General features: G+C 60.6%; 17 protein-coding genes. 10 read left to right on the top strand and 7 right to left on the bottom strand.

The features are described from left to right. Nucleotides 1-94 precede the first annotated feature (94 nt). Nucleotides 95-448 carry a YkgJ family cysteine cluster protein gene (locus RMV17_RS28775; protein WP_108225023.1) on the top strand — a complete coding sequence of 118 codons (354 nt, stop codon included), beginning with the start codon at nt 95-97 and terminating at the stop codon, nt 446-448. Nucleotides 449-626: 178 nt separating this feature from the next. On the opposite strand, the gene RMV17_RS28770 is transcribed toward RMV17_RS28775, so the two are convergent. After that, nucleotides 627-1,115 (bottom strand): Lrp/AsnC ligand binding domain-containing protein, encoded by a 489-nt coding sequence (locus tag RMV17_RS28770; protein WP_003177284.1) that lies wholly within the window; start codon nt 1,113-1,115, stop codon nt 627-629. A gap of 156 nt (nt 1,116-1,271) precedes the next feature. On the opposite strand from RMV17_RS28770, the gene dadA reads away from it, so the two are divergent. From dadA to RMV17_RS28740, 6 genes are all read left to right on the top strand, one after another. Further along, the gene (gene dadA, locus RMV17_RS28765; RefSeq protein ID WP_034152046.1) at nt 1,272-2,576 is read left to right on the top strand and encodes a D-amino acid dehydrogenase; all 1,305 of its coding nucleotides are present in this window, start codon (nt 1,272-1,274) and stop codon (nt 2,574-2,576) included. Continuing rightward, nucleotides 2,548-2,901 carry a RidA family protein gene (locus tag RMV17_RS28760; protein ID WP_034152045.1) on the top strand — a complete coding sequence of 118 codons (354 nt, stop codon included), beginning with the start codon at nt 2,548-2,550 and terminating at the stop codon, nt 2,899-2,901. The genes dadA and RMV17_RS28760 overlap by 29 nt, the downstream gene beginning before the upstream one ends. 94 nt (nt 2,902-2,995) lie before the next feature. After that, a complete protein-coding gene (gene alr, locus RMV17_RS28755; RefSeq protein ID WP_311884280.1) occupies nt 2,996-4,069 on the top strand; it encodes an alanine racemase in 1,074 nt (357 codons plus the stop codon). 88 nt (nt 4,070-4,157) lie between these two features. Then, nucleotides 4,158-4,706 (top strand): cupin domain-containing protein, encoded by a 549-nt coding sequence (locus RMV17_RS28750; protein WP_007920393.1) that lies wholly within the window; start codon nt 4,158-4,160, stop codon nt 4,704-4,706. A gap of 181 nt (nt 4,707-4,887) precedes the next feature. After that, nucleotides 4,888-5,304 carry a c-type cytochrome gene (locus RMV17_RS28745; protein WP_311887096.1) on the top strand — a complete coding sequence of 139 codons (417 nt, stop codon included), beginning with the start codon at nt 4,888-4,890 and terminating at the stop codon, nt 5,302-5,304. Between the two features lie 323 nt (nt 5,305-5,627). Further along, the gene (locus tag RMV17_RS28740; RefSeq protein WP_311884277.1) at nt 5,628-7,550 is read left to right on the top strand and encodes an acetyl-CoA hydrolase/transferase C-terminal domain-containing protein; all 1,923 of its coding nucleotides are present in this window, start codon (nt 5,628-5,630) and stop codon (nt 7,548-7,550) included. Between the two features lie 72 nt (nt 7,551-7,622). Here RMV17_RS28740 and RMV17_RS28735 read toward each other — a convergent pair whose 3' ends face one another. Together RMV17_RS28735 and rep are read right to left on the bottom strand one after the other, a co-directional pair. Next, nucleotides 7,623-8,195: a xanthine phosphoribosyltransferase gene (locus tag RMV17_RS28735; protein WP_034152041.1), complete on the bottom strand. Its 573-nt coding sequence runs from the start codon at nt 8,193-8,195 to the stop codon at nt 7,623-7,625. 59 nt (nt 8,196-8,254) lie between these two features. Further along, on the bottom strand, nt 8,255-10,264 hold the full coding sequence (rep, locus tag RMV17_RS28730; protein WP_311884274.1) for a DNA helicase Rep: 2,010 nt from the start codon (nt 10,262-10,264) through the stop codon (nt 8,255-8,257). Between the two features lie 262 nt (nt 10,265-10,526). On the opposite strand from rep, the gene RMV17_RS28725 reads away from it, so the two are divergent. Further along, nucleotides 10,527-12,200 (top strand): bifunctional diguanylate cyclase/phosphodiesterase, encoded by a 1,674-nt coding sequence (locus tag RMV17_RS28725; RefSeq protein ID WP_311884272.1) that lies wholly within the window; start codon nt 10,527-10,529, stop codon nt 12,198-12,200. 108 nt (nt 12,201-12,308) lie between these two features. Here RMV17_RS28725 and RMV17_RS28720 read toward each other — a convergent pair whose 3' ends face one another. Continuing rightward, on the bottom strand, nt 12,309-13,703 hold the full coding sequence (locus RMV17_RS28720; RefSeq protein ID WP_034152289.1) for a NorM family multidrug efflux MATE transporter: 1,395 nt from the start codon (nt 13,701-13,703) through the stop codon (nt 12,309-12,311). Between the two features lie 158 nt (nt 13,704-13,861). On the opposite strand from RMV17_RS28720, the gene RMV17_RS28715 reads away from it, so the two are divergent. Together RMV17_RS28715 and RMV17_RS28710 are read left to right on the top strand one after the other, a co-directional pair. Further along, complete coding sequence (locus RMV17_RS28715) at nt 13,862-14,782, top strand: LysR substrate-binding domain-containing protein (protein ID WP_311884270.1); 921 nt, start codon at nt 13,862-13,864, stop codon at nt 14,780-14,782. A gap of 182 nt (nt 14,783-14,964) precedes the next feature. Continuing rightward, entirely contained in the window at nt 14,965-16,941 is a 1,977-nt protein-coding gene (locus RMV17_RS28710; RefSeq protein ID WP_311884268.1) for a methyl-accepting chemotaxis protein, read from the top strand. Between the two features lie 12 nt (nt 16,942-16,953). Here RMV17_RS28710 and RMV17_RS28705 read toward each other — a convergent pair whose 3' ends face one another. From RMV17_RS28705 to RMV17_RS28695, 3 genes are read right to left on the bottom strand one after another with little or no spacing between them, the layout of a single operon-like run. Continuing rightward, on the bottom strand, nt 16,954-17,667 hold the full coding sequence (locus RMV17_RS28705) for a phosphocholine cytidylyltransferase family protein (protein ID WP_311884266.1): 714 nt from the start codon (nt 17,665-17,667) through the stop codon (nt 16,954-16,956). A gap of 7 nt (nt 17,668-17,674) precedes the next feature. Continuing rightward, the gene (locus tag RMV17_RS28700) at nt 17,675-18,295 is read right to left on the bottom strand and encodes a gamma-glutamyl-gamma-aminobutyrate hydrolase family protein (RefSeq protein ID WP_311884264.1); all 621 of its coding nucleotides are present in this window, start codon (nt 18,293-18,295) and stop codon (nt 17,675-17,677) included. A 29-nt stretch (nt 18,296-18,324) separates the two neighbouring features. Next, nucleotides 18,325-19,818 (bottom strand): YifB family Mg chelatase-like AAA ATPase, encoded by a 1,494-nt coding sequence (locus RMV17_RS28695; RefSeq protein WP_311884262.1) that lies wholly within the window; start codon nt 19,816-19,818, stop codon nt 18,325-18,327. Between the last annotated feature and the right edge of the window lie 417 nt (nt 19,819-20,235).

The following is a 20,235-nucleotide window of genomic DNA, read 5'->3' as shown; positions in this document are numbered from 1 at the left end:
CGCCCGAACGCGGGCAACACTGGTCGGCCTGCGGTGTCTGGATCACGGCTTTTGCGGCACAATTGCCGTCTATTTCACCTCGGTCACCGCTGCAATGAGCTGCAACAGCCAGAAAATCCGTACCTTGCGCCAGCAGATCCCCTCGTTCGAATGCGTGCCCGGCTGCCACGATTGCTGCGGGCCGGTGACCACCTCGCCGGAAGAAATGGCGCGCCTGCCGCGCAAGACCCGCGCCGAGCAGGATGCGGCGATGGAAGAACTGAACTGTGTGCATCTGGGGCCGAATGGCTGCACGGTGTATGAGGAGCGGCCGTTGATTTGCCGGCTGTTCGGCACGACCAAAACCTTGCCATGCCCGAATGAGCGGCGGCCGGTGGAGTTGATTCATCCGCGTGTCGAGAAACAGATATTCGAGTACATGTCGGCGAATCGGCAGGTGCTGGTTTAACGGGTTCACTCGGAACCGTGTCGACGCCATCGCTGGCAAGCCAGCTCCCACAGGTTTCATGATCGTTCCCACGCTCTGCGTGGGAATGCAGCCCGGGACGCTCTGCGTCCCAAATGCCGAACGCGGAGCGTCCGAAGAGGCATTCCCACACAGAACGTGGGAACGATCGTCGCGGTGCTCAGTCTGGAATCGGCAGGCTCAGGCTCTCCTTGACCTCTTCCATCACGATATAACTCTTTGACTCCCGCACATGCGGCAGCTTCAGCAGAATGTCGCCCAGCAGCTTGCGGTACGAGGCCATCTCGGAAATCCGCGCCTTCACCAGGTAGTCGAAATCCCCTGACACCAGATGACACTCCAGCACATGCGGCAGCTTCAGCACCGCGCGTCGGAACTCTTCGAAAGTGTCGCCGGATTTGTAGTCGAGGCTGATCTCGACAAACACCAGCAAGCTACCCTTCAAGTGCTGCGGATTCAGCCGGGCGTTGTAGCCCATGATGATCCCTTCGCGCTCCAGACGTCGTACCCGCTCGGTGCACGGCGTGGTGGAGAGGCCGACCTTTTCGCCGAGTTCGGTAAATGAAATCCGCCCGTCCGCCTGCAGGATCCGCAAGATGTTGCGGTCGATCTTGTCCAGCTCACGTTTGGTCTGAGTGTTGGTACGCATAGGGGATGCGCCTCCGTGAAAAGGGTTTTTACCGAGAATTGTCGCCAAATATAGGCGCTTATATAGTGAAAAGCACTGGCATTTCTTTTTTACACTGCGCGCATCATTGCTCTAACAACAGACGTACGCGGCCCTGCCGCGATGAGGGATACAAAAATGCGCGTAATGGTCTTGGGTAGCGGCGTCATCGGTACCGCCAGTGCTTACTATCTGGCCCGTGCCGGGTTTGAAGTGGTGGTGGTCGACCGGCAGCCCGCTGCGGCCATGGAGACCAGTTTCGCCAACGCCGGCCAGGTTTCGCCGGGCTACGCATCGCCGTGGGCCGCGCCGGGCGTGCCGCTCAAGGCGATCAAGTGGCTGTTGCAGCGTCACGCCCCTCTCGCGATCAAGGCCACCGCCGACATCGACCAGTACCTGTGGATGGCGCAGATGCTGCGCAACTGCACCGCCAGCCGTTACGCGGTGAACAAGGAGCGCATGGTGCGTCTGTCCGAGTACAGCCGCGACTGTCTCGACGAATTGCGCGCCGAAACCGGCATCGCCTACGAAGGCCGCAGCCTCGGCACAACTCAGCTGTTCCGCACTCAGGCGCAGCTAGATGGCGCCGCCAAAGACATCGCCGTACTGAAAGAATCCGGCGTGCCGTTTGAAGTCCTCGACCGCGCTGGCATTGCCCGCGTTGAACCGGCGCTGGCGGGTGTGACTGACATCCTCGCCGGTGCCCTGCGCCTGCCAAACGACCAGACTGGCGACTGCCAGATGTTCACCACGCGCCTCGCCGAAATGGCCGTGAAGCTGGGTGTGGAATTCCGCTTCGGCCAAGACATCCAGAAACTCGACTACGCCGGTGATCGCATCAACGGTGTATGGATCGACGGCAAGCTGGAAACCGCCGACCGCTACGTGTTGGCGCTCGGCAGCTATTCGCCGCAGTTGCTCAAGCCGCTGGGCATCAAAGCCCCGGTGTATCCGCTCAAGGGTTACTCGCTGACCGTGCCGATCACCAACCCGGCGATGGCCCCGACCTCGACCATTCTCGACGAGACCTACAAGGTCGCGATCACCCGTTTCGACAACCGCATCCGCGTTGGCGGTATGGCCGAGATCGCCGGTTTTGACCTGTCGCTGAACCCGCGTCGACGCGAAACCCTGGAGATGATCGTCAACGACCTTTATCCTCAGGGCGGCAATCTGGCCGAGGCAAGTTTCTGGACCGGCCTGCGTCCGACCACCCCGGACGGCACGCCGATCGTTGGCGCCACACCGTTCAAAAACCTGTTCCTCAACACCGGTCACGGCACCCTCGGTTGGACCATGGCGTGCGGTTCCGGTCGTTTGCTGGCCGACCTGATGGCGAAGAAAAAGCCACAGATCAGCGCCGAAGGCCTCGATATTTCCCGTTACGGCAACAAAACCCAGGAGTCCGCAAAACATGTCAATCCAGCGCCAGCTCACCAATGAGCGCATGAGTCAGATCGTCAGCCACAACGGCACCGTGTATCTGGCCGGACAGGTCGGCGACGACTTCGACGCCGGGATTGAACAGCAGACCCGCGACGTACTGGCCAACATCGAGCGTTTGCTTGATCTGGCCGGCACGGACAAACAACATCTGTTGTCGGCGACGATTTACCTGAACGACATCGAGGCGCACTTTGCCGGGATGAACTCGGTGTGGGACCAGTGGCTGCCAAAAGGCGCTGCCCCGGCCCGCGCCACCGTCGAAGCGAAAATGGCCAAGCCGAGCATCCTCGTCGAGATCTCTATCGTCGCCGCGCTGCCGTAACCGTTGTAAAGATCCCTCTCCCGGCGCTGTTGGCGGTTCACGTCGTCAGTCGGCGCCGGTTTTTCTTCCCATGACCGCCTAGAAGTCTGCCGCCATGCGTCCTGCCCGTGCCCTGATCGACCTGGAAGCCCTGCGCCACAACTACCGAATTGCCCGCGAAGTCACCGGCGCCAAGGCGCTTGCCGTGATCAAGGCGGACGCCTACGGCCATGGCGCGGTGCGTTGCGCCCTGGCACTGGAAGCCGAGGCCGACGGTTTTGCCGTCGCCTGCATCGAAGAAGCGCTGGAGTTGCGCGCGGCCGGCATCAAGGCCCCGGTGTTGTTGCTCGAAGGCATCTTCGAAGCCGATGAGCTGGCGCTGATCGTCGAGCATGATTTCTGGACCGTGGTGCACTCGCTGTGGCAGCTTGAAGCCATCGAGCAGGCAGCGCTGAGCAAGCCGATTACCGTGTGGCTGAAGCTTGATTCCGGTATGCACCGCGTCGGTCTACATCCAAAGGATTATCCGGCGGCTTACCAGCGTCTGCTGGCCAGCGGCAAAGTGGCGAAGATCGTGTTGATGAGCCACTTCGCTCGCGCCGATGAATTGCATGCGCAGAGCAGCACCGAGCAAGTCGCGGTGTTTGAAGCGGCGCGTCAGGGTTTGGCGGCGGAAGTCAGCTTGCGCAACTCGCCAGCCGTGCTCGGCTGGCCGCAGATTCACAGCGATTGGGTTCGCCCGGGCATCATGCTCTATGGCGCGACCCCGTTTGAAGAGGCCAACGCCGTGGCTGATCGCCTGCAGCCGGTGATGACCCTGGAGTCGAAAGTCATCTGCGTACGCGAACTGCCGGCCGGCGAACCGATCGGTTACGGCGCCAAATTCGTCACCGACAAACCGATGCGCATCGGTGTGGTCGCCATGGGTTACGCCGACGGCTACCCGCGTCAGGCGCCGACTGGCACGCCAGTGTTGGTGGCGGGTAAACGCAGTCGCATTCTCGGTCGGGTGTCGATGGACATGCTGTGCATCGATCTGACGGATGTGCCGGAAGCCGACCTCGGTTCAACCGTGGAGCTGTGGGGCAAAAACATTCTCGCCAGCGAAGTGGCGCAGTGGGCCGACACCATCCCATACCAGATCTTCTGCAACCTGCGTCGGGTGCCAAGGCTCTATTCCGAGGGTTAAGGCCGCTGCGGGGGCCAAGTGTTGTAAATACTGAACGCTGTCGCCATGATAACGCTCAATATTCTTACAACATCAGGAGGCTCCCGCCTTGGACGTCGGTGAACGACTGCAATCGATCCGCAAGCTCAAAGGGCTTTCCCAGCGTGAACTCGCCAAACGCGCGGGCGTCACCAACAGCACCATTTCGATGATCGAAAAGAACAGCGTCAGCCCTTCGATCAGTTCGCTGAGGAAGGTGCTTGGCGGCATTCCCATGTCCATGGTCGAGTTCTTTTCCGAAGAAATCCTGCAGGAAGTCCCGACCCAGATCGTCTACAAGGCCAACGAGCTGATCGACATTTCCGACGGCGCCGTGACCATGAAACTGGTCGGCCGCGCGCACCCCAGCCGCGCCATCGCCTTCCTCAATGAAATCTACCCGCCGGGCGCCGACACCGGCGAAGAAATGCTCACCCATGAAGGCGAAGAAACCGGGATTCTGGTGGAAGGTCGTCTGGAACTGGTGGTGGGCCTGGAAACTTTTATTCTCGAAGCCGGCGACAGCTACTACTTTGAAAGTACCAAGCCGCACCGTTTCCGTAATCCGTTCGACGCGCCTGCGCGACTAATCAGCGCAGCCACGCCGGCGAATTTTTAACAAAGAGCTGCCAAGCCATGATGGCAAAGGCATCCGGAGAGTTTTTCTACCGTGCGGTATAACCCCTTCGACTATGGGGTTGTTTCAGTGTGACGGGCTACCCGCTATACTTCCGCCCGCCTGCGAACCGTGGCCGCAGGCGTGAATAGCCACCATTGAGGGTGAACGCGTGAACCTAATTATGAAAATGCTGGCTGCACCAGCAACCGTACTGGCCCTCTGGGCTGTCAGCGCTCAAGCTGCGACGAATGATGACATTGCCAAACGCCTCGAGCCGGTCGGCCAAGTGTGTGTTCAAGGCAAGGAGTGCAAGGGGATGGAAGTTGCCGCTTCCGCAGGCGGCGGTGGCGGGGCGAAAACCCCGGATGAAGTGATTGCCAAACATTGCAACGCTTGCCACGGTACCGGCCTGTTGGGTGCGCCGAAAATCGGTGATGCCGCCGCCTGGAAAGAACGCGCCGATCATCAGGGTGGTCTTGATGGCATCCTCGCCAAAGCCATCACCGGTATCAATTCGATGCCGCCGAAAGGCACCTGCGCCGATTGCTCGGATGCCGAGCTGAAGGGCGCGATCGAGAAGATGTCTGGCCTGAAATAAGCCGCGCTTCTGATGAAAAAAACCGTCTTCGGACGGTTTTTTTGTGCCTGCGATTCAAGAGCCCCTCACCCTCACCCCAGCCCTCTCCCAGAGGGAGAGGGGGCAGACCGAGTTGTCTTTCGTCCGACATCGACCTGAAACATCAAGTCGATTATGGATTCGGCAAAGCAGGTTCACGTCGGCGTACCTCCCCAATATCCCCCATTCAGTCCCCTCTACCTCTGGGAGAGGGTTAGGGTGAGGGGAATCTGACTCTGTTCATTGCAGCAAACTCAAGGCAAGCTCGGTCTACCCCTATTCACGGAACGGGCAGGAGGCTTCAGATGGTGCAGTTGTGTTCGATCGAACAGGCAGTGGACGACGTGCTGGCACGCTTGCCGGCGCATATCCACATGGGCATGCCGCTGGGCCTGGGCAAGCCCAATCACTTCGTCAACGCGCTGTACCGGCGGATCAAAAGCCTGCCCGAGCGGCAACTGACGATCTATACCGCCCTGTGCCTTGGCCGTCCGAACTTGGGGGATGGTTTGCAAAAGCGCTTCATCGAACCTTTCGTCGAGCGCGTCTTCGGTGACTACCCGGAATTCGATTTCCTAGCCGACCTGCACCGCGACAGCCTGCCCGCCAACATCCGCATCGAACAGTTTTTCATGCAGCCCGGCAGCCTGCTCAACAGCGCCCCGGCCCAGCAGGATTACGTCAGCAGCAACTACAGCCACGCCGCCCGCGACATCAACGCCGCCGGCCTGAACCTGGTGGCGCAATTACTGGCCAGCAGCAGCGAACATCCGGATCGCCTGAGCCTGAGCTGCAACCCGGACATCACCCTCGACCTGTTGCCGATGATCGCCAAGCGTCGCCAAGCCGGGGACACCATTTTGCTGGTCGGCCAGGTTCACACCGATCTGCCGTACATGCCCGGCGATGCTGAAGTCGATATCGACACCTTCGACTTGCTGATCGACGCCAAGGACAGCAGCACGCTGTTTTCCACGCCGAATATGCCGGTGGGGTTTCAGGACCATTTCATTGGTTTGCACGCGAGTACGCTGGTGCGCGATGGCGGCACCTTGCAAATTGGCATCGGCTCGATGGGTGATGCGCTGACTGCCGCACTGCTCGCACGACAGGCGGATAATGCCGGTTATAAGGCGTTGCTCGACGACATCAACCTCAGCCAATGGGCGCAGTTGATCAACCGCGAAGGCGGCACCGGACCGTTCGCCAAAGGCCTGTACGGTTGCAGCGAAATGTTCGTCAACGGCCTTCTGGTACTGGCTGATGCCGGGATCATTCGGCGCAAGGTCTACCCCGATGTGCTGACGCAGGAACAGGTCAATGCCGGCACCCTCGACGAGGCCGCGCAGACTGACGGCATCTCGGTGCACGGTGGCTTCTTCCTCGGCCCGCGCAGTTTTTACGAGCGCTTACGTGAACTGCCACTGAGCAAACGCCTCGAATTCAACATGACCCGCATCAGCTACATCAACGAGTTGTATGGGCAGGAAGAACTCAAGCGTCTGCAACGCCTTGATGCGCGGTTCATCAACACCGTGTTCACCATGACCCTGCTCGGCGCCGGTGTGGCGGATCAACTGGAAGACGGGCGCGTGCTCAGTGGCGTCGGCGGACAGTACAACTTTGTTGCCCAGGGGCATGCGTTGCACGATGCCCGTTCGATTCTGATCCTGCGCAGCTGGCGTGAATCCGGTGGCGACGTCAGCTCCAACATCGTCTGGGAATACGGCCACTGCACGATCCCCCGGCACCTTCGCGACATCGTCGTGACCGAATACGGCATTGCCGACCTGCGCGGCAAAAGCGATGCCGTAGTGATCGAATCGCTATTGAACATCAGTGACTCGCGCTTCCAGCAGGGCCTGATCGAACAAGCGCAAAAGGTCGGCAAACTGCCAAAGGATTTCCGCCTCGACCCACGCTTTGCCGACAACACACCACAGCGTTTGCAAGCGATCGCCGCACGGCATCCGAACCTGTTTCCGGAGTATCCGCTGGGCTGTGATTTCACCGCGATCGAACGGGATCTATTGCGTGCGCTGAACTGGCTGAAGAGCAAATTCAAACTCACCGAAATCCTCGAACTCGGCAAAGCAGCCCTCGACGCCCCCGAAGCATCGCTATACCCCGAACACCTAGAACGCATGCAACTCACCCACCCGGAAGGCCTGAAAGAAGACCTCTTCCAACGCCTGCTCCTCACCGGCCTCAAAGCCACCGCGCAGTAACAAACGACAAAAAAACATGTGGGAGCGAGCTTGCTCCCACAGGTATTGCGGTGAACTTGCGGCTTTCAGCGGTTATTCGATGAAGGTAACGACGCCACCCGTCAGCGATTTCACGCGGGCCAGCGATTCAACGCGATAGCCCTGCGAGTCCAGTTCGGCGCGGCCGCCCTGGAAGGACTTCTCGATGACGATGCCCAGGCCGGCAACGGTCGCGCCGGCCTGTTTGATGATCGAGATCAGCGCTTGCGAGGCCTTACCGTTGGCCAGGAAGTCGTCGATGATCAGCACGCGGTCGCTGCTGGTCAGGTGGCGCGGGGAGATGGCCACGGTGCTTTCGGTCTTTTTGGTGAACGAGTAAACGGTCGCCGACAGCAGGTTTTCAGTCAGGGTCAGGGACTGTTGCTTGCGGGCGAAGATCACCGGCACGCCGAGGTTCAGACCGGTCATGATCGCCGGGGCGATGCCCGAGGCTTCGATGGTGACGATCTTGGTGATGCCCGAATCCTTGAACAGCGAGGCGAATTCGTCGCCGATCAGCTTCATCAGGGCCGGGTCGATCTGGTGGTTCAGGAAGGCGTCGACCTTCAGGACCTGGTCGGAAAGCACAATGCCTTGTTCGCGGATTTTCTGCTGCAATGCTTCCATGAAGCTGTCCTCTTTTGGCGCTTTGTGCGCCGAAGGTCTAGTAAAAAAAGTGGTCAATTCTAGCGCTTTAACATCGCGCGTATATCGGCCAATGCGTTGTTGCCGCGCACGGCTTTGACTTCGGTCGGTGTGTCGTCGTTGCCTTCCCAGGCGAGATCGTCCGGCGGCAGCTCATCGAGGAAGCGGCTCGGCGCGCAGTCGATGATCTCGCCGTACTGCTTGCGCTTGGCGGCGAAGGTGAACGCCAGGGTCTGACGCGCGCGGGTGATGCCGACGTAGGCCAGACGGCGTTCTTCTTCGATGGTGTCGGCTTCGATGCTGGAGCGGTGCGGGAGGATTTCCTCTTCCATGCCCATGATGAACACGTAAGGGAATTCCAGACCCTTGGACGCGTGCAAGGTCATCATCTGCACGCCTTCGGCACCGTCTTCTTCTTCCTGCTGACGTTCGAGCATGTCGCGCAGAACCAGTTTGCCGATAGCGTCCTCGACGGTCATTTCGCCTTCTTCGTCCTTCTCGAGGGTGTTTTTCAACGCCTCGATCAGGAACCAGACGTTGCTCATCCGGTAGTCGGCCGCCTTGTCGCTGGAGCTGTTGGTGCGCAGCCAGTTCTCGTAGTCGATGTCCATGACCATGCTGCGCAGCGCCGAGATCGGGTCTTCGCCGGCGCACTGCTCGCGGACTTTGTCCATGAAGCGCTTGAAGCGCCCCAGGCGATCGGTGAAGCGGCTGTCCAGATGCTCGCCCAGACCGATTTCGTCGGTGGCGGCGTACATCGAGATCTTGCGCTCAGTGGCGTAGTTGCCGAGTTTTTCCAGGGTGGTCGAGCCGATTTCCCGGCGCGGCACGTTGATTACCCGCAGGAAGGCGTTGTCGTCGTCCGGGTTGACGATCAGGCGGAAGTAGGCCATCAGGTCTTTCACTTCCTGGCGGCCGAAGAAGCTGTTGCCGCCGCTCAGGCGGTACGGCACCTGATGATGCTGCAACTTCAGCTCGATCAGCTTGGCCTGATAGTTACCGCGATAGAGGATCGCGAAATCGCTGTACGGACGGTCGGTGCGCAAGTGCAGGCTGAGGATTTCCATGGCCACGCGCTCGGCTTCGGCGTCCTCGTTGCGGCAGCGGATCACGCGGATCTCGTCGCCGTGGCCCATCTCACTCCACAACTGTTTTTCGAATTCGTGCGGATTGTTCGAGATCAGCACGTTGGCGCAACGCAGGATGCGGCTCGTCGAACGGTAGTTCTGCTCGAGCATCACCACTTTCAAGGACGGATAGTCGTCCTTGAGCAACATCAGGTTTTCCGGCCGCGCGCCGCGCCAGGCGTAGATCGACTGGTCGTCGTCACCTACCACGGTGAACTGGTTGCGCGTGCCAATGAGCATTTTCACCAGCAGGTATTGGCTGGCGTTGGTGTCCTGGTATTCGTCGACGAGCAGGTAACGGACCTTGTTCTGCCACTTTTCGAGGATGTCGGCATGTTCCTCGAAGAGTTTTACCGGCAGCAGGATCAGGTCGTCGAAGTCCACCGCGTTGAACGCTTTCAGCGTGCGCTGATAGTGGGTGTAGACGATGGCGGCGGTCTGTTCCTTGGGATTTCGCGCGTTTTCCAGCGCCTGAGGCGGCAGGATCAGGTCGTTTTTCCAGGCGCCGATCATGTTCTTGATCTCGTCGACGCCATCGTCGCCCGCGTATTCCTTCTGCATGATGTCGGTCATCAGGGCTTTGACGTCGGTCTCGTCGAAGATCGAGAAACCGGGTTTGTAGCCCAGCCGCACGTGTTCCTTGCGGATGATGTTCAGACCAAGGTTGTGGAACGTGCAGACGGTCAGGCCGCGACCTTCGCCGGCGCGCAGCAGGGTGCCGACCCGCTCTTTCATCTCGCGCGCGGCCTTGTTGGTAAAGGTCATGGCGACGATGTACTGGGCGCGGATGCCGCAGTTCTGGATCAGGTGCGCAATTTTGCGCGTGATCACGCTGGTCTTGCCGGAGCCAGCACCGGCGAGCACCAATAGAGGGCCGCCGACGTAGTTCACGGCTTCTTGCTGCCGGGGATTGAGTCGGGACATACGAAAATTCGGGAGTCGTTGACGAAATGGGCCGGCATTTTAACAGGCTCAGCGATTTGTGCTGCTCTCTCCGACTTGTGACGTACCACGCGATTCAAATTTGCCGGTTTTGTTACTTTCGCGGAGGATGCGCGGTGATTTTGCGGCTAATGTTCTCATTCGTGACACAAAATAACGTTTTGATAACCGTTGTCATTTGGTCATTGAACGGCGCAACGGCATAATGCCCCGCCCACATCATTGCAGAGTCTAGGGAGCTAGCTTGTCTACGCCTGTCGAACCCTTGCGTTTGCTGCTACTGGCCGAAGAGCCAGCGTGGACAGCGTTATTGCGCGAGTGTCTGGCTCCGATGGGGAGCGCGGCGGTGCTGATCAGCGCGCCGAGCTGGGACTCGGTCAGCAGTTTGTTCGAAGACAACCGCCATGCGGTGTTGTTGACCCTTCCGGCATTGCAACCGGCACCGGGCCGTTGCAGCCTGCCGACGGTCTTGCTGCTGGAACACGAGCCGGAAACCGCGCCGGTTGGCGTCAGTGACTGGCTAGTGTTCGACGCCCTCGACGCCGGCATGCTACGCCGTTGCCTGCGCCATGTCCGCGAACGCGGCGTTCTCGAAAACACCCTGCAACGCCTCGCCGAACAGGATCCGCTGACCGGCATCGCCAACCGTCAGGGTTTCCAGACCTTGCTCGCCGCGCGCCTCGCGGAAAACGACGGGCGCGGCCTGGCCCTCGGGCATCTCGATCTCGACAACTTTCGTCACGCCAACGATGCCCTCGGCCATCAGGCCGGCGATCGCTTGATCCTGCAAGTGGTCGCACGGCTGAAAAGTCAGCTGGAGGCCGGCGATCAACTGGCGCGGCTGGGCAGCGACGAATTTGCCCTGCTGATCGACACCCGTCGTGCACCGCAGCGCGCCGAGTGGATGGCCGAACGCATCACCGAAGCCCTCGCCGAACCGTATTGGGTCGATGGCGAAAGCCTGCTGATCGGCTCGAGCCTCGGCATCGCCCATGCCCGCGCGCAGGGCGGCGCCGATCCGCTGATGTGGCACGCGCACATCGCCATGCAGCAGGCGAAAAGTACGCAGGGCTGCACCTTTCATATCTTCAACGAACGCATCAACCGCAACGCGCGAAGCATGGCCGACCTCGAAAGCGAGTTGCGCCGGGCCTTGCGCCGCGATGAGCTGGAGCTGCATTACCAGCCCCGTCTGAATATGCAGGATGGCCAGATTGTCGGCCTCGAAGCGTTGGTACGTTGGCGTCATGGTGAGCGCGGTTTGCTGCCGCCGAGTGAATTTGTCCCTTTGGCCGAGCAGAGCGGTTTGATCGTGCCGCTGGGTTACTGGGTGATTTCCAGGGCCCTGCGCGATATGCAGGCCTTGCGTGAACGCGGTTTGCCGGCACTGCACATGGCGATCAACCTGTCGTTCCGCCAGTTTCAAGACAGTCAGTTGTTGCCGACGCTGAGCCGGTTGATTGCCGAGCGTGGCGTTGAGGCGCAGTGGCTGGAATTCGAACTGACCGAAACCGCCGTGATGCGCCGTAGTGATCTGGTCAAGCAGACCATGGATGCTCTCGGCCGTCTCGGTGTGCGTTTCTCGCTGGATGACTTTGGCACCGGGTTTTCCTCGTTCGTGCACCTCAACAGCCTGCCGATCACCTTGCTGAAGATCGACAAAAGCTTTGTCGGCGGCATGGAGCAGCGCGAAGAGAACCGCAAACTGGTGCACGCGATGATCAATCTCGCGCACAACCTGCATCTGGAAGTGGTGGCGGAGGGGGTGGAAACCCCTGAACAGCTAGAACTGTTGCGTGGGTTTGGCTGCGATCAGGTGCAGGGTTATCTGATCAGCCGGCCGTTGCCGTTGGCGGAGTTGGTTGAGTACCTGACCTTCGGCTCAAGCCAGCAGTCAGCCCTCGAAATCGTAAGCTGAACACATAACCCTGTGGGAGCGAGCTTGCTCGCAAAGGCGGCGACACATTCAATATACATGTGTCAGGTACACCGCTTTCGCGAGCAAGCTCGCTCCCACAGGGGAACTTCATTCAGGTTGAGGGATGTTGAAGCCCTGAGATTGCGGCTCCAGCCGAATCATCCGCTTCATCTTCCATTCAAACGCCAGCGTCAAACTCACCGCCGCACACGCCAGGCCCAACGCCAACCCCCACCAGACGCCTGTCGGCCCCCAGTTCAAATGGAACGCCATCCACCATGCCGCCGGTGCACCGATCAGCCAATAGCAGGCGAGCCCGACCAGAAACGTGGTCTTGGCATCCTTGAGCCCTCGAATGCAGCCCATGGCAATCGTCTGCGTGCCGTCGAACAGCTCGAACCACGCCGCCACTGCCAGCAGGCTCACCGCGAGGCGAATCACCTCGGCAAACGCCGGGTCATTGTGATCGAGGAACAACCCGACCAACTGATTCGGCAGCAACCAGAACACCATGGCGAAACCCAGCATGACCACGGCGCCAAAGACGATCCCGACCCGCCCGGACATCCGCGCATCGCTCAGTTGCCCGGCGCCGTAATGCTGGCCGACGCGCATGGTGATCGCGTACGACATCCCCGCCGGCACCATGAACGCCACCGAGACAATTTGCAGGGCAATCTGGTGCGCGCCCAACTGCGTGCTGCCCATGGTGCCCATACACAGAGCTGCGAAGGCGAACAAACCGACTTCCACCGCATACGTGCCGCCGATTGGCAGGCCGAGGCGCCACAACTCTTTCAGGTACTGCCGATTCGGCCGCGACAGGCCCGCGCGCAGCGGATAAGCGTCATACGCCGGATGCCGACGGATATGCCAGGCCAGCGCCAACGCCATGCAGTTGGCAACAATTGCCGTGACCAGGCCGATCCCCGTCAGGCCCATTTTCGGCAGGCCGAACATGCCGGTGATCAGCGCGTAATTGAGCAGGAAATTCGCTACGGTGCCGGCCAGGCTGATGACCATCACCGGTGTCGCCCGGCCAATGGCACTGGTGAAACCGCGCAAAGCCATGAAGCTGAGGTAGCCGGGGAGGGCGAAGGGCAGGGCAATCAGGAATTGCCCGGCGGCGTTGACGTTGGTTTCGGTCTGGCCGAACAGCAGCAACACTGGTTTCAGGTTCCACAGCAGCAACCCGGCGCCCAGCGCCATCAACCACGCCAGCCACAGACCAGCCTGAGTCAGGCGTGCGGCGCCGATGATGTCGCCGGCACCCTTGCGAATCGCGACCAGAGTGCCGACCGCCGCAATCACCCCGATGCAGAAAATCGACACGAACGAATAGCTCGCCGCACCGAGACCGCCACCGGCCAACGCTTCAGGACTCAATCGCGCCATCATCAGGGTGTCAGTCAGCACCATCAACATGTGCGCCAACTGTGAAGCAATCAACGGCCCTGCCAGCCGCAGGATGGCCCAGAGTTCGGTACGCACAGGATGCTGCATGGTCATTACCACTCAATTTCAGAGGGAACAGGAGACCGTCGATTCTCAGGCCTTGGCAGGCTTTGCACAAAGGGATAAAAAGGATGGGTTGCATGATTAAAACTCATCCTGAGCAGATTTTGTCAGACTGGCTGCATCCCGCTATAGGAGCTTTCTGTATGTCGCGTCGTCTTCCTCCCTTGTATGCCCTGCGCGCATTTGACGCGGCGGCGCGACATAGCTCGTTCACCCGTGCGGCTGAGGAGTTGTCGATTACCCAGAGTGCGGTCAGCCGGCATATTCGAACCCTGGAAGATCATTTCGCTTGCCGGCTGTTCCATCGCAGCGGGCGCAATCTGCAACTGACCGAAGCGGCCCGTCTGCTGTTGCCCGGCATCCGCGAAGGCTTCACTGCTCTGGAACGAGCCTGCAATACCTTGCGTGCCGAAGACGACATTCTGCGCATGAAGGCGCCGTCGACCTTGACCATGCGCTGGCTGTTGGCGCGGCTCAGTCGCTTCCGTCACTTGCAGCCGGGCAACGAAGTGCAACTGACCAGCGCCTGGATGGATGTCGATTCGGTGGACTTCAACGATGAGCCGTTCGATTGCGCTGTGCTGCTGAGTGACGGGCATTTTCCGCCGGACTGGGAGGCCAGCCTGTTATTTCCTGAAGAGCTGATCCCGGTGGGTGCGCCGAACCTGCTGAATGATCAGCCGTGGGATCTGGCCCGGCTGGCGTCCACCGAATTGCTCCATCCGACCCCGGATCGCCGCGACTGGCGCAGTTGGCTGGAGCACATGGGACTGTCGGATCAGGTCTCGCTCAAGGGCGGACAGGTGTTCGATACCCTCGAGTTAGGGATGATCGCAGCGGCGCGCGGCTACGGTGTATCGATGGGCGATCTGTTGATGGTCGCCGAAGATGTGGCACAAGGAAGACTGAGCCTGCCGTGGCCGACCGCCGTCGCCAGCGGACTGAATTATTACCTGGTGTGGCCAAAGACCCGCCCGGGAGGTGAACGTTTGCGCCGCCTCAGCGACTTCCTCCAAGGCGAAGTCCGCGCCATGGAGTTGCCTGCGGTTGCGCGCTTGAGCTGAAACGTTCGAGCCGCCACAATGCCGGCCTTGTGCCATAACCCTGCTGCTCGCTCAAGTATTCGGCTTTACCGCCGAATACGTGCATGTGGAACCGTCGTGCCGGTATCCACGATTCACCCCCACTATTAAAAATTATCCGAGCTGCGATCAAGGAGGATCGGAAAGTTCGGCCAGGAGCTGTCATGTCTCAACCTCGCGCTCGGATCGCCTCACAGTTAGGCCTCGCCCTCGCCGTGATACTGGCGATAGTCATCAGTGGCAGTACGGTGTTCGCCCTGCGTTCGCTGGATTCGGCCAACCTCGCCACCCGTGAAGAGCATCTGGCCAGTGAGGCGCGGCTGCTGGCCGACCAACTGAGCACCTTCCACGGCACGCTGCGTGAAAGCACTCAGCGCCTGAGCGGGTTGTTCGAGAAGCGCTTCAGCGCGGGTTTGAGCATTCACCCCAGTGAACCGGTGACAGTCGCCGGCACCCAGACCCCGGGACTGCACCTGGGCAGCGAAGTGTTGAACAACAACTTCAAGGAAGTCGACGAGTTCAAGCAGATGACCGCTGGCGTCGCCACCCTGTTCGTGCGCAGCGGCGAAGACTTCGTGCGGGTCAGTACCTCGCTGACCAAGCAGGACGGCACGCGCGCCATCGGCACCTTGCTCGACCATGCGCACCCGGCCTACGCAAAATTGATGGCGGGGCAGGGCTATGTCGGTCGCGCCTTGCTGTTCGATCGCTCCTACATGACTCAGTACACGCCGGTGCGTGACGGCAGCGGCAAGGTGATTGCGGTGTTGTTCGTCGGCTTCGATTACACCGATGCGCAGAACATCCAGTTCGACAACCTCAAGCGCTTCCGCATCGGCCAGAGCGGTTCGCTGGCGTTGCTGGATGAGCAAAACAAATGGCTGGTCGCACCGGCGGGTGTGCAAGCGCTGGATCAAGCCGTTCCGGTGATCAAAGGTCTGGCGGCGAAACCGGGCAAGGGTGAGTTCTGGAGCGACACCGCTGAAGACTTCTACAGCATTGCCGTGCCGTTCGATGGCGGGCCGTGGTCGGTGGTGGCGAGCATGCCGAAATCCGAGATCCGCGCGGTGACCTGGAGTGTCGGCACGCAACTGGCGATTGGCAGTCTGTTGGCGATGTTGCTGGCGGTCGGTTCGGTGGTCTGGCTGCTGCGCAGCAAACTGGCGCCTCTGGGGGATCTGGTGCGTCAGGCCGAGGCTTTGGGCGCCGGTGATCTGAGCGTGCGCCTGAACGTGTCGAGCAATGACGAGATCGGCCAGTTGTCGCGCGCGTTCAACCAGATGAGTCAGGCTTTATCGACCATGGTTGAGCACATCCGTCGTGCCTCGCAAGAAGTTAACAGCCGTGCACAGGCGCTGTCCGGTTTGTCCGGCGGTGCCTACGAAGGCATGGAACAGCAGTCCGGCGAAATCACCAGCATGGCCGGCGCGGTGGAAGAGTTCAGCGCAACCTCGCTGAACATTGCCGACAACATGGGCGCGACCCAGCGTCTGGCGCAGGAAAATGCCCAGCAAACGCAGATTGGCCGCAGCTCGATGGAAGAAGCGTCGTCCTCGCTGGAGCAAATCGCTGGTGCCCTGAACAGCACCGCCACCGTGATCAACACCCTCGGTCAGCGTTCGCAGGAAATCGGCGGCATCGTTGGCGTGATTACTTCGATTGCCGAACAGACTAACTTGCTGGCGCTCAACGCCGCGATTGAAGCGGCACGTGCCGGTGAACAAGGTCGCGGCTTCGCCGTGGTGGCCGATGAGGTGCGTAGCCTCGCTTCGCGTACTCGTCAGGCGACTGATGAAATTTCCAGCATGATCCACAGCATCCAGCAGGAAACCGGCAATGCGATCAGCACCATGGAACAGGGCAATGTGCTGATGCAGGAAGGTTTGTCGCGTAACGCCAACGTCGCCTCGGCGCTGGCGCGCATTGATGAGCAGAGCCGTTCGGCGGGGCAGCAGTTTGCCGCGATTACCACCGCGACGCAGGAGCAGAGCAGCACCGCGACTCTTTTGAGCAGTAACCTGCAAAGCATTGCGATGGCCAACAGTGAGCAGCGCGAAGTGGTGTCCAACCTGGCCGTGACCGCCAAGGAACTGGAAGGTCTGGCGGCCGAACTGCGTCAGGAGGTTGACCGGTTCCGTTAAGGCGCCGGTGCCTTATTGATACACCGAGAGGTCTTCACTGGAGTCGACCTCTCCCCATTCGCCGGTGTAGGCGACAGCTGCAATCGGCACACGACCGGCATCGATAACGCGTTGCAGGGTGTTGGTCATGTGCATGCTGTCGCGTTGCTGCGGCGACAGTTCTGCACGCAGCCGCAGGACTTCCGCCCAGCCTTCGGGCGTGAAGCGCAAAAGCCCCATGTACTGTCCCTGAACATCGTCCACCGATTGCGGCTTGTTGCCGATTTCGGCCAGCGTGTGCGCGGCGGTCAGGCGAAAGGTTTCGGCATCCAGCAGCGGATCGCCGAAACGCTCGGTCCACAGCTGCAACCAGTTGGGGGCGTAGGTTACGGCCAGCGTTGCGTCGCTGTTGATCAACGACTGTACGGCCACAGGGCTGTAGAAAATATCCGAATAACTGACGATGCACGGCTCGCCCTGAAGCCAGGACTCGGCGCAGGCCAGTGACGAAACCATGTTGGTCTCGGCCCAGTGCGGGTTGTGAAACGCGCTCAGGCCACGCTCTGCCAGCAGCTCGCGCTTGTAACCCGTCACCACCGCGATGTCGCTGATACCCGCTGCCCGCAATGACTCCAGCTGCCATTCCAGCAGCGGTTTACCGCGCAACTCGACCAGACATTTTGGGCGTTCATCGGTGAGGCTTTTCATGCGGCTGCCACGTCCGGCAGCCAGAATAATGGCTTTCACTACAGGGCTATCCCGTGAATTCTTCAGTGGAATCGGTTTCGCCAAACAGTTGCTGCAGACGCTGAAGGTCGTGCGACGCGAAATCGTTCTCGCGCTCCGGGTGCCACATCCAGCCCTGCCACGGTCGTTGCAGGTGGCGGATCGCTTCGATTTCGCCGTCCTCGCTGCGCGCCAGCACCTCGAACCCGAGCGGGCAATCGGCGAGGGCGAAGGTGTGATAGCTGTTGACCTCGGCGACGATCTGCCCGGATAGCTGATGCCGGGTGCGTACATGGCCGGTGACCGGTTTCAGCGAGACACCCGACCAGTGCGCAAGCATCTGCATGCCCCGGCAAATTCCCAACAATGACAGATGGCGTGCATGGGCGTGGTCCAGCAGCCTGTTTTCGGTGAAGTCGCGAGCCGGGCACTGACCGATGTCGTTGCCGCCCGACAGCACGATGGCTTGTGGGTTTACCGCTGCCAGCCAACGATCGAGGTCGTCAGGGGTTTGCCAACGGTTGGGGACCGGCACGGGGATAAAGCCTGCCGCCAGCACAAACGCGATCAGGCGCTGATCCAGCGCATCACGGCTTTCGCCGCGCTCAGGGTGGGTATCGACACGCTGGCTGATCGCGACCACTTTCATGACATCAACTCCACTCGGCGCGCCGATGTTCACTGTGTTGCCGGCCGATATTGCAATGCCTCCGCCAGGTGTTCGCGCGTGATGTCTTTTTCCTGGCTCAGATCGGCCAACGTCCTGGCGACCTTGAGCAACCGGTGCGCCGAGCGCAGTGACAGGGTCAGCCGTTCACAGGCTGATTCCAGCCAGGTCTCATCGGCTGTGGATAACCTGCAGTGGCGACGCAGGCCTGGCAGATCAAGAAACGCATTGGCACAACCCTGGCGTTTCTGTTGGCGTTCGCGGGCTTCGGCTACCAACGCGGCCGCACTGGCGCTGTCTTCTCCTGGCTTTACCGCAGGGTTCAGCGCTGTCGCCTCCCGCGCAACCGTCAGGTGTAAGTCGATCCGGTCCAACAGGGGACCCGACAACTTGTTGCGATAGCGCTGAACCATGTCCGGCGTGCACGAACACTTGCCGCTGGGTTCACCAAGATATCCACAGGGGCAAGGGTTCATCGCCGCCACCAACTGAAAGCGCGCGGGGAAACGCACGCGATCCTTGGCCCGGGCGATCACGATGAACCCCGACTCCAAAGGCTCACGTAAAACTTCCAGCACCTTGCGATCAAATTCCGGCAGTTCATCGAGGAACAGCACGCCGTGGTGCGCGAGGGTGATCTCGCCGGGTTGCGGTTTTGAGCTGCCCCCGACCAGTGCCGGGCCGGATGCGGAATGGTGCGGCTGGCGGAATGGACGCTGCGGCCAGTGGGTCAGCGGCACGCCACTGGCGACGGATTGAATCGCCGCAACCTCAAGGGCTTCGCATTCGGACAGCGGCGGGAGCAGTCCCGGCAATCGACTGGCCAACAGCGTCTTGCCCGTCCCCGGGGGACCGCTGAACAGCAGGTTATGCGCACCCGCTGCGGCAATCAGCAGCGCCCGTTTGGCTGCCATTTGCCCCTGCACTTCGTTCAGGTCTGGATAGGGTCTGGCGGCATGGATCAAACCGTCCGACACGTAAGGCTCCACCGGCGTATGCCCGTTGAAATGCGCCACCGCCTCCAGCAGATGATCCACCGCAAACACCTTCAACCCGGACGCCAGACAGGCCTCCTCGGCATTCGCTCGCGGCACCACCAGCGCCCGCCCGGCCTTGCGTGCCGCCAGTGCTGCGGGCAACACCCCACGCACCGGCCGCACCGCGCCGGACAACGCCAACTCACCCAGACATTCCACCTCATCCAGCGTCAGACACGGCACCTGCACACTCGCCGACAAAATCCCCAGGGCAATCGCCAGATCAAACCGTCCGCCATCCTTGGGCAAATCCGCCGGCGCCAGATTCAACGTGATCCGCCGCGCCGGAAACTGCAGCCCGGAATTGATGATCGCGCTACGCACCCGATCCTTGCTCTCCTTCACCGCCGCCTCGGGCAGACCGACCATGGTCAGCGACGGCAGGCCGTTGGCCAGATGGACTTCGACGGTGACAGCGGGGGCTTCCACGCCAATCTGGGCGCGACTGTGGACGATGGAGAGAGACATGGTCGTTCCTTGAGCTGAATCGGGGGCCGCTTCCTGCGGGTTTTTTAAGGGTAGTTGAGCCGGGTTTCAGTGCTGAAATAGAGGTTTACAAGACGTATCAAGACCCGATGGGCAGTCACTGCTTGCCTGAATTGGAGCGTTGACTCTCGCCCGGCATTGACGGATCCTCCCGCTTGAGGACTGCAACTGCGCATTCGTCGGGACTGGGCACCAGTAAAAGCTCCCCCGCATTTTTGGCAGCAGAGAAAGCTGGTTTCTCTGAAGTGACGACGGGCCGGCTCGTCGGATTCTGAACCCATGGTTGCAAAGCCAGGAGCTAAAGAATCGCTGCGACTACTCCTCCAAACACAAAAAAGGCGTCCTATGGACGCCTTTTTATTTTTGACTCAGGATCTTTTACCGGCCAGCGGGCCGCTT

Origin of the sequence: Pseudomonas sp. VD-NE ins (assembly GCF_031882575.1) — a bacterium.
In the GTDB taxonomy this organism is placed as follows: Bacteria; Pseudomonadota; Gammaproteobacteria; order Pseudomonadales; family Pseudomonadaceae; genus Aquipseudomonas; species Aquipseudomonas fluorescens_BZ.
The sequence above is the reverse complement of the archived record's forward strand: the minus strand, read 5'-3'. Positions and strand labels throughout refer to the sequence as shown.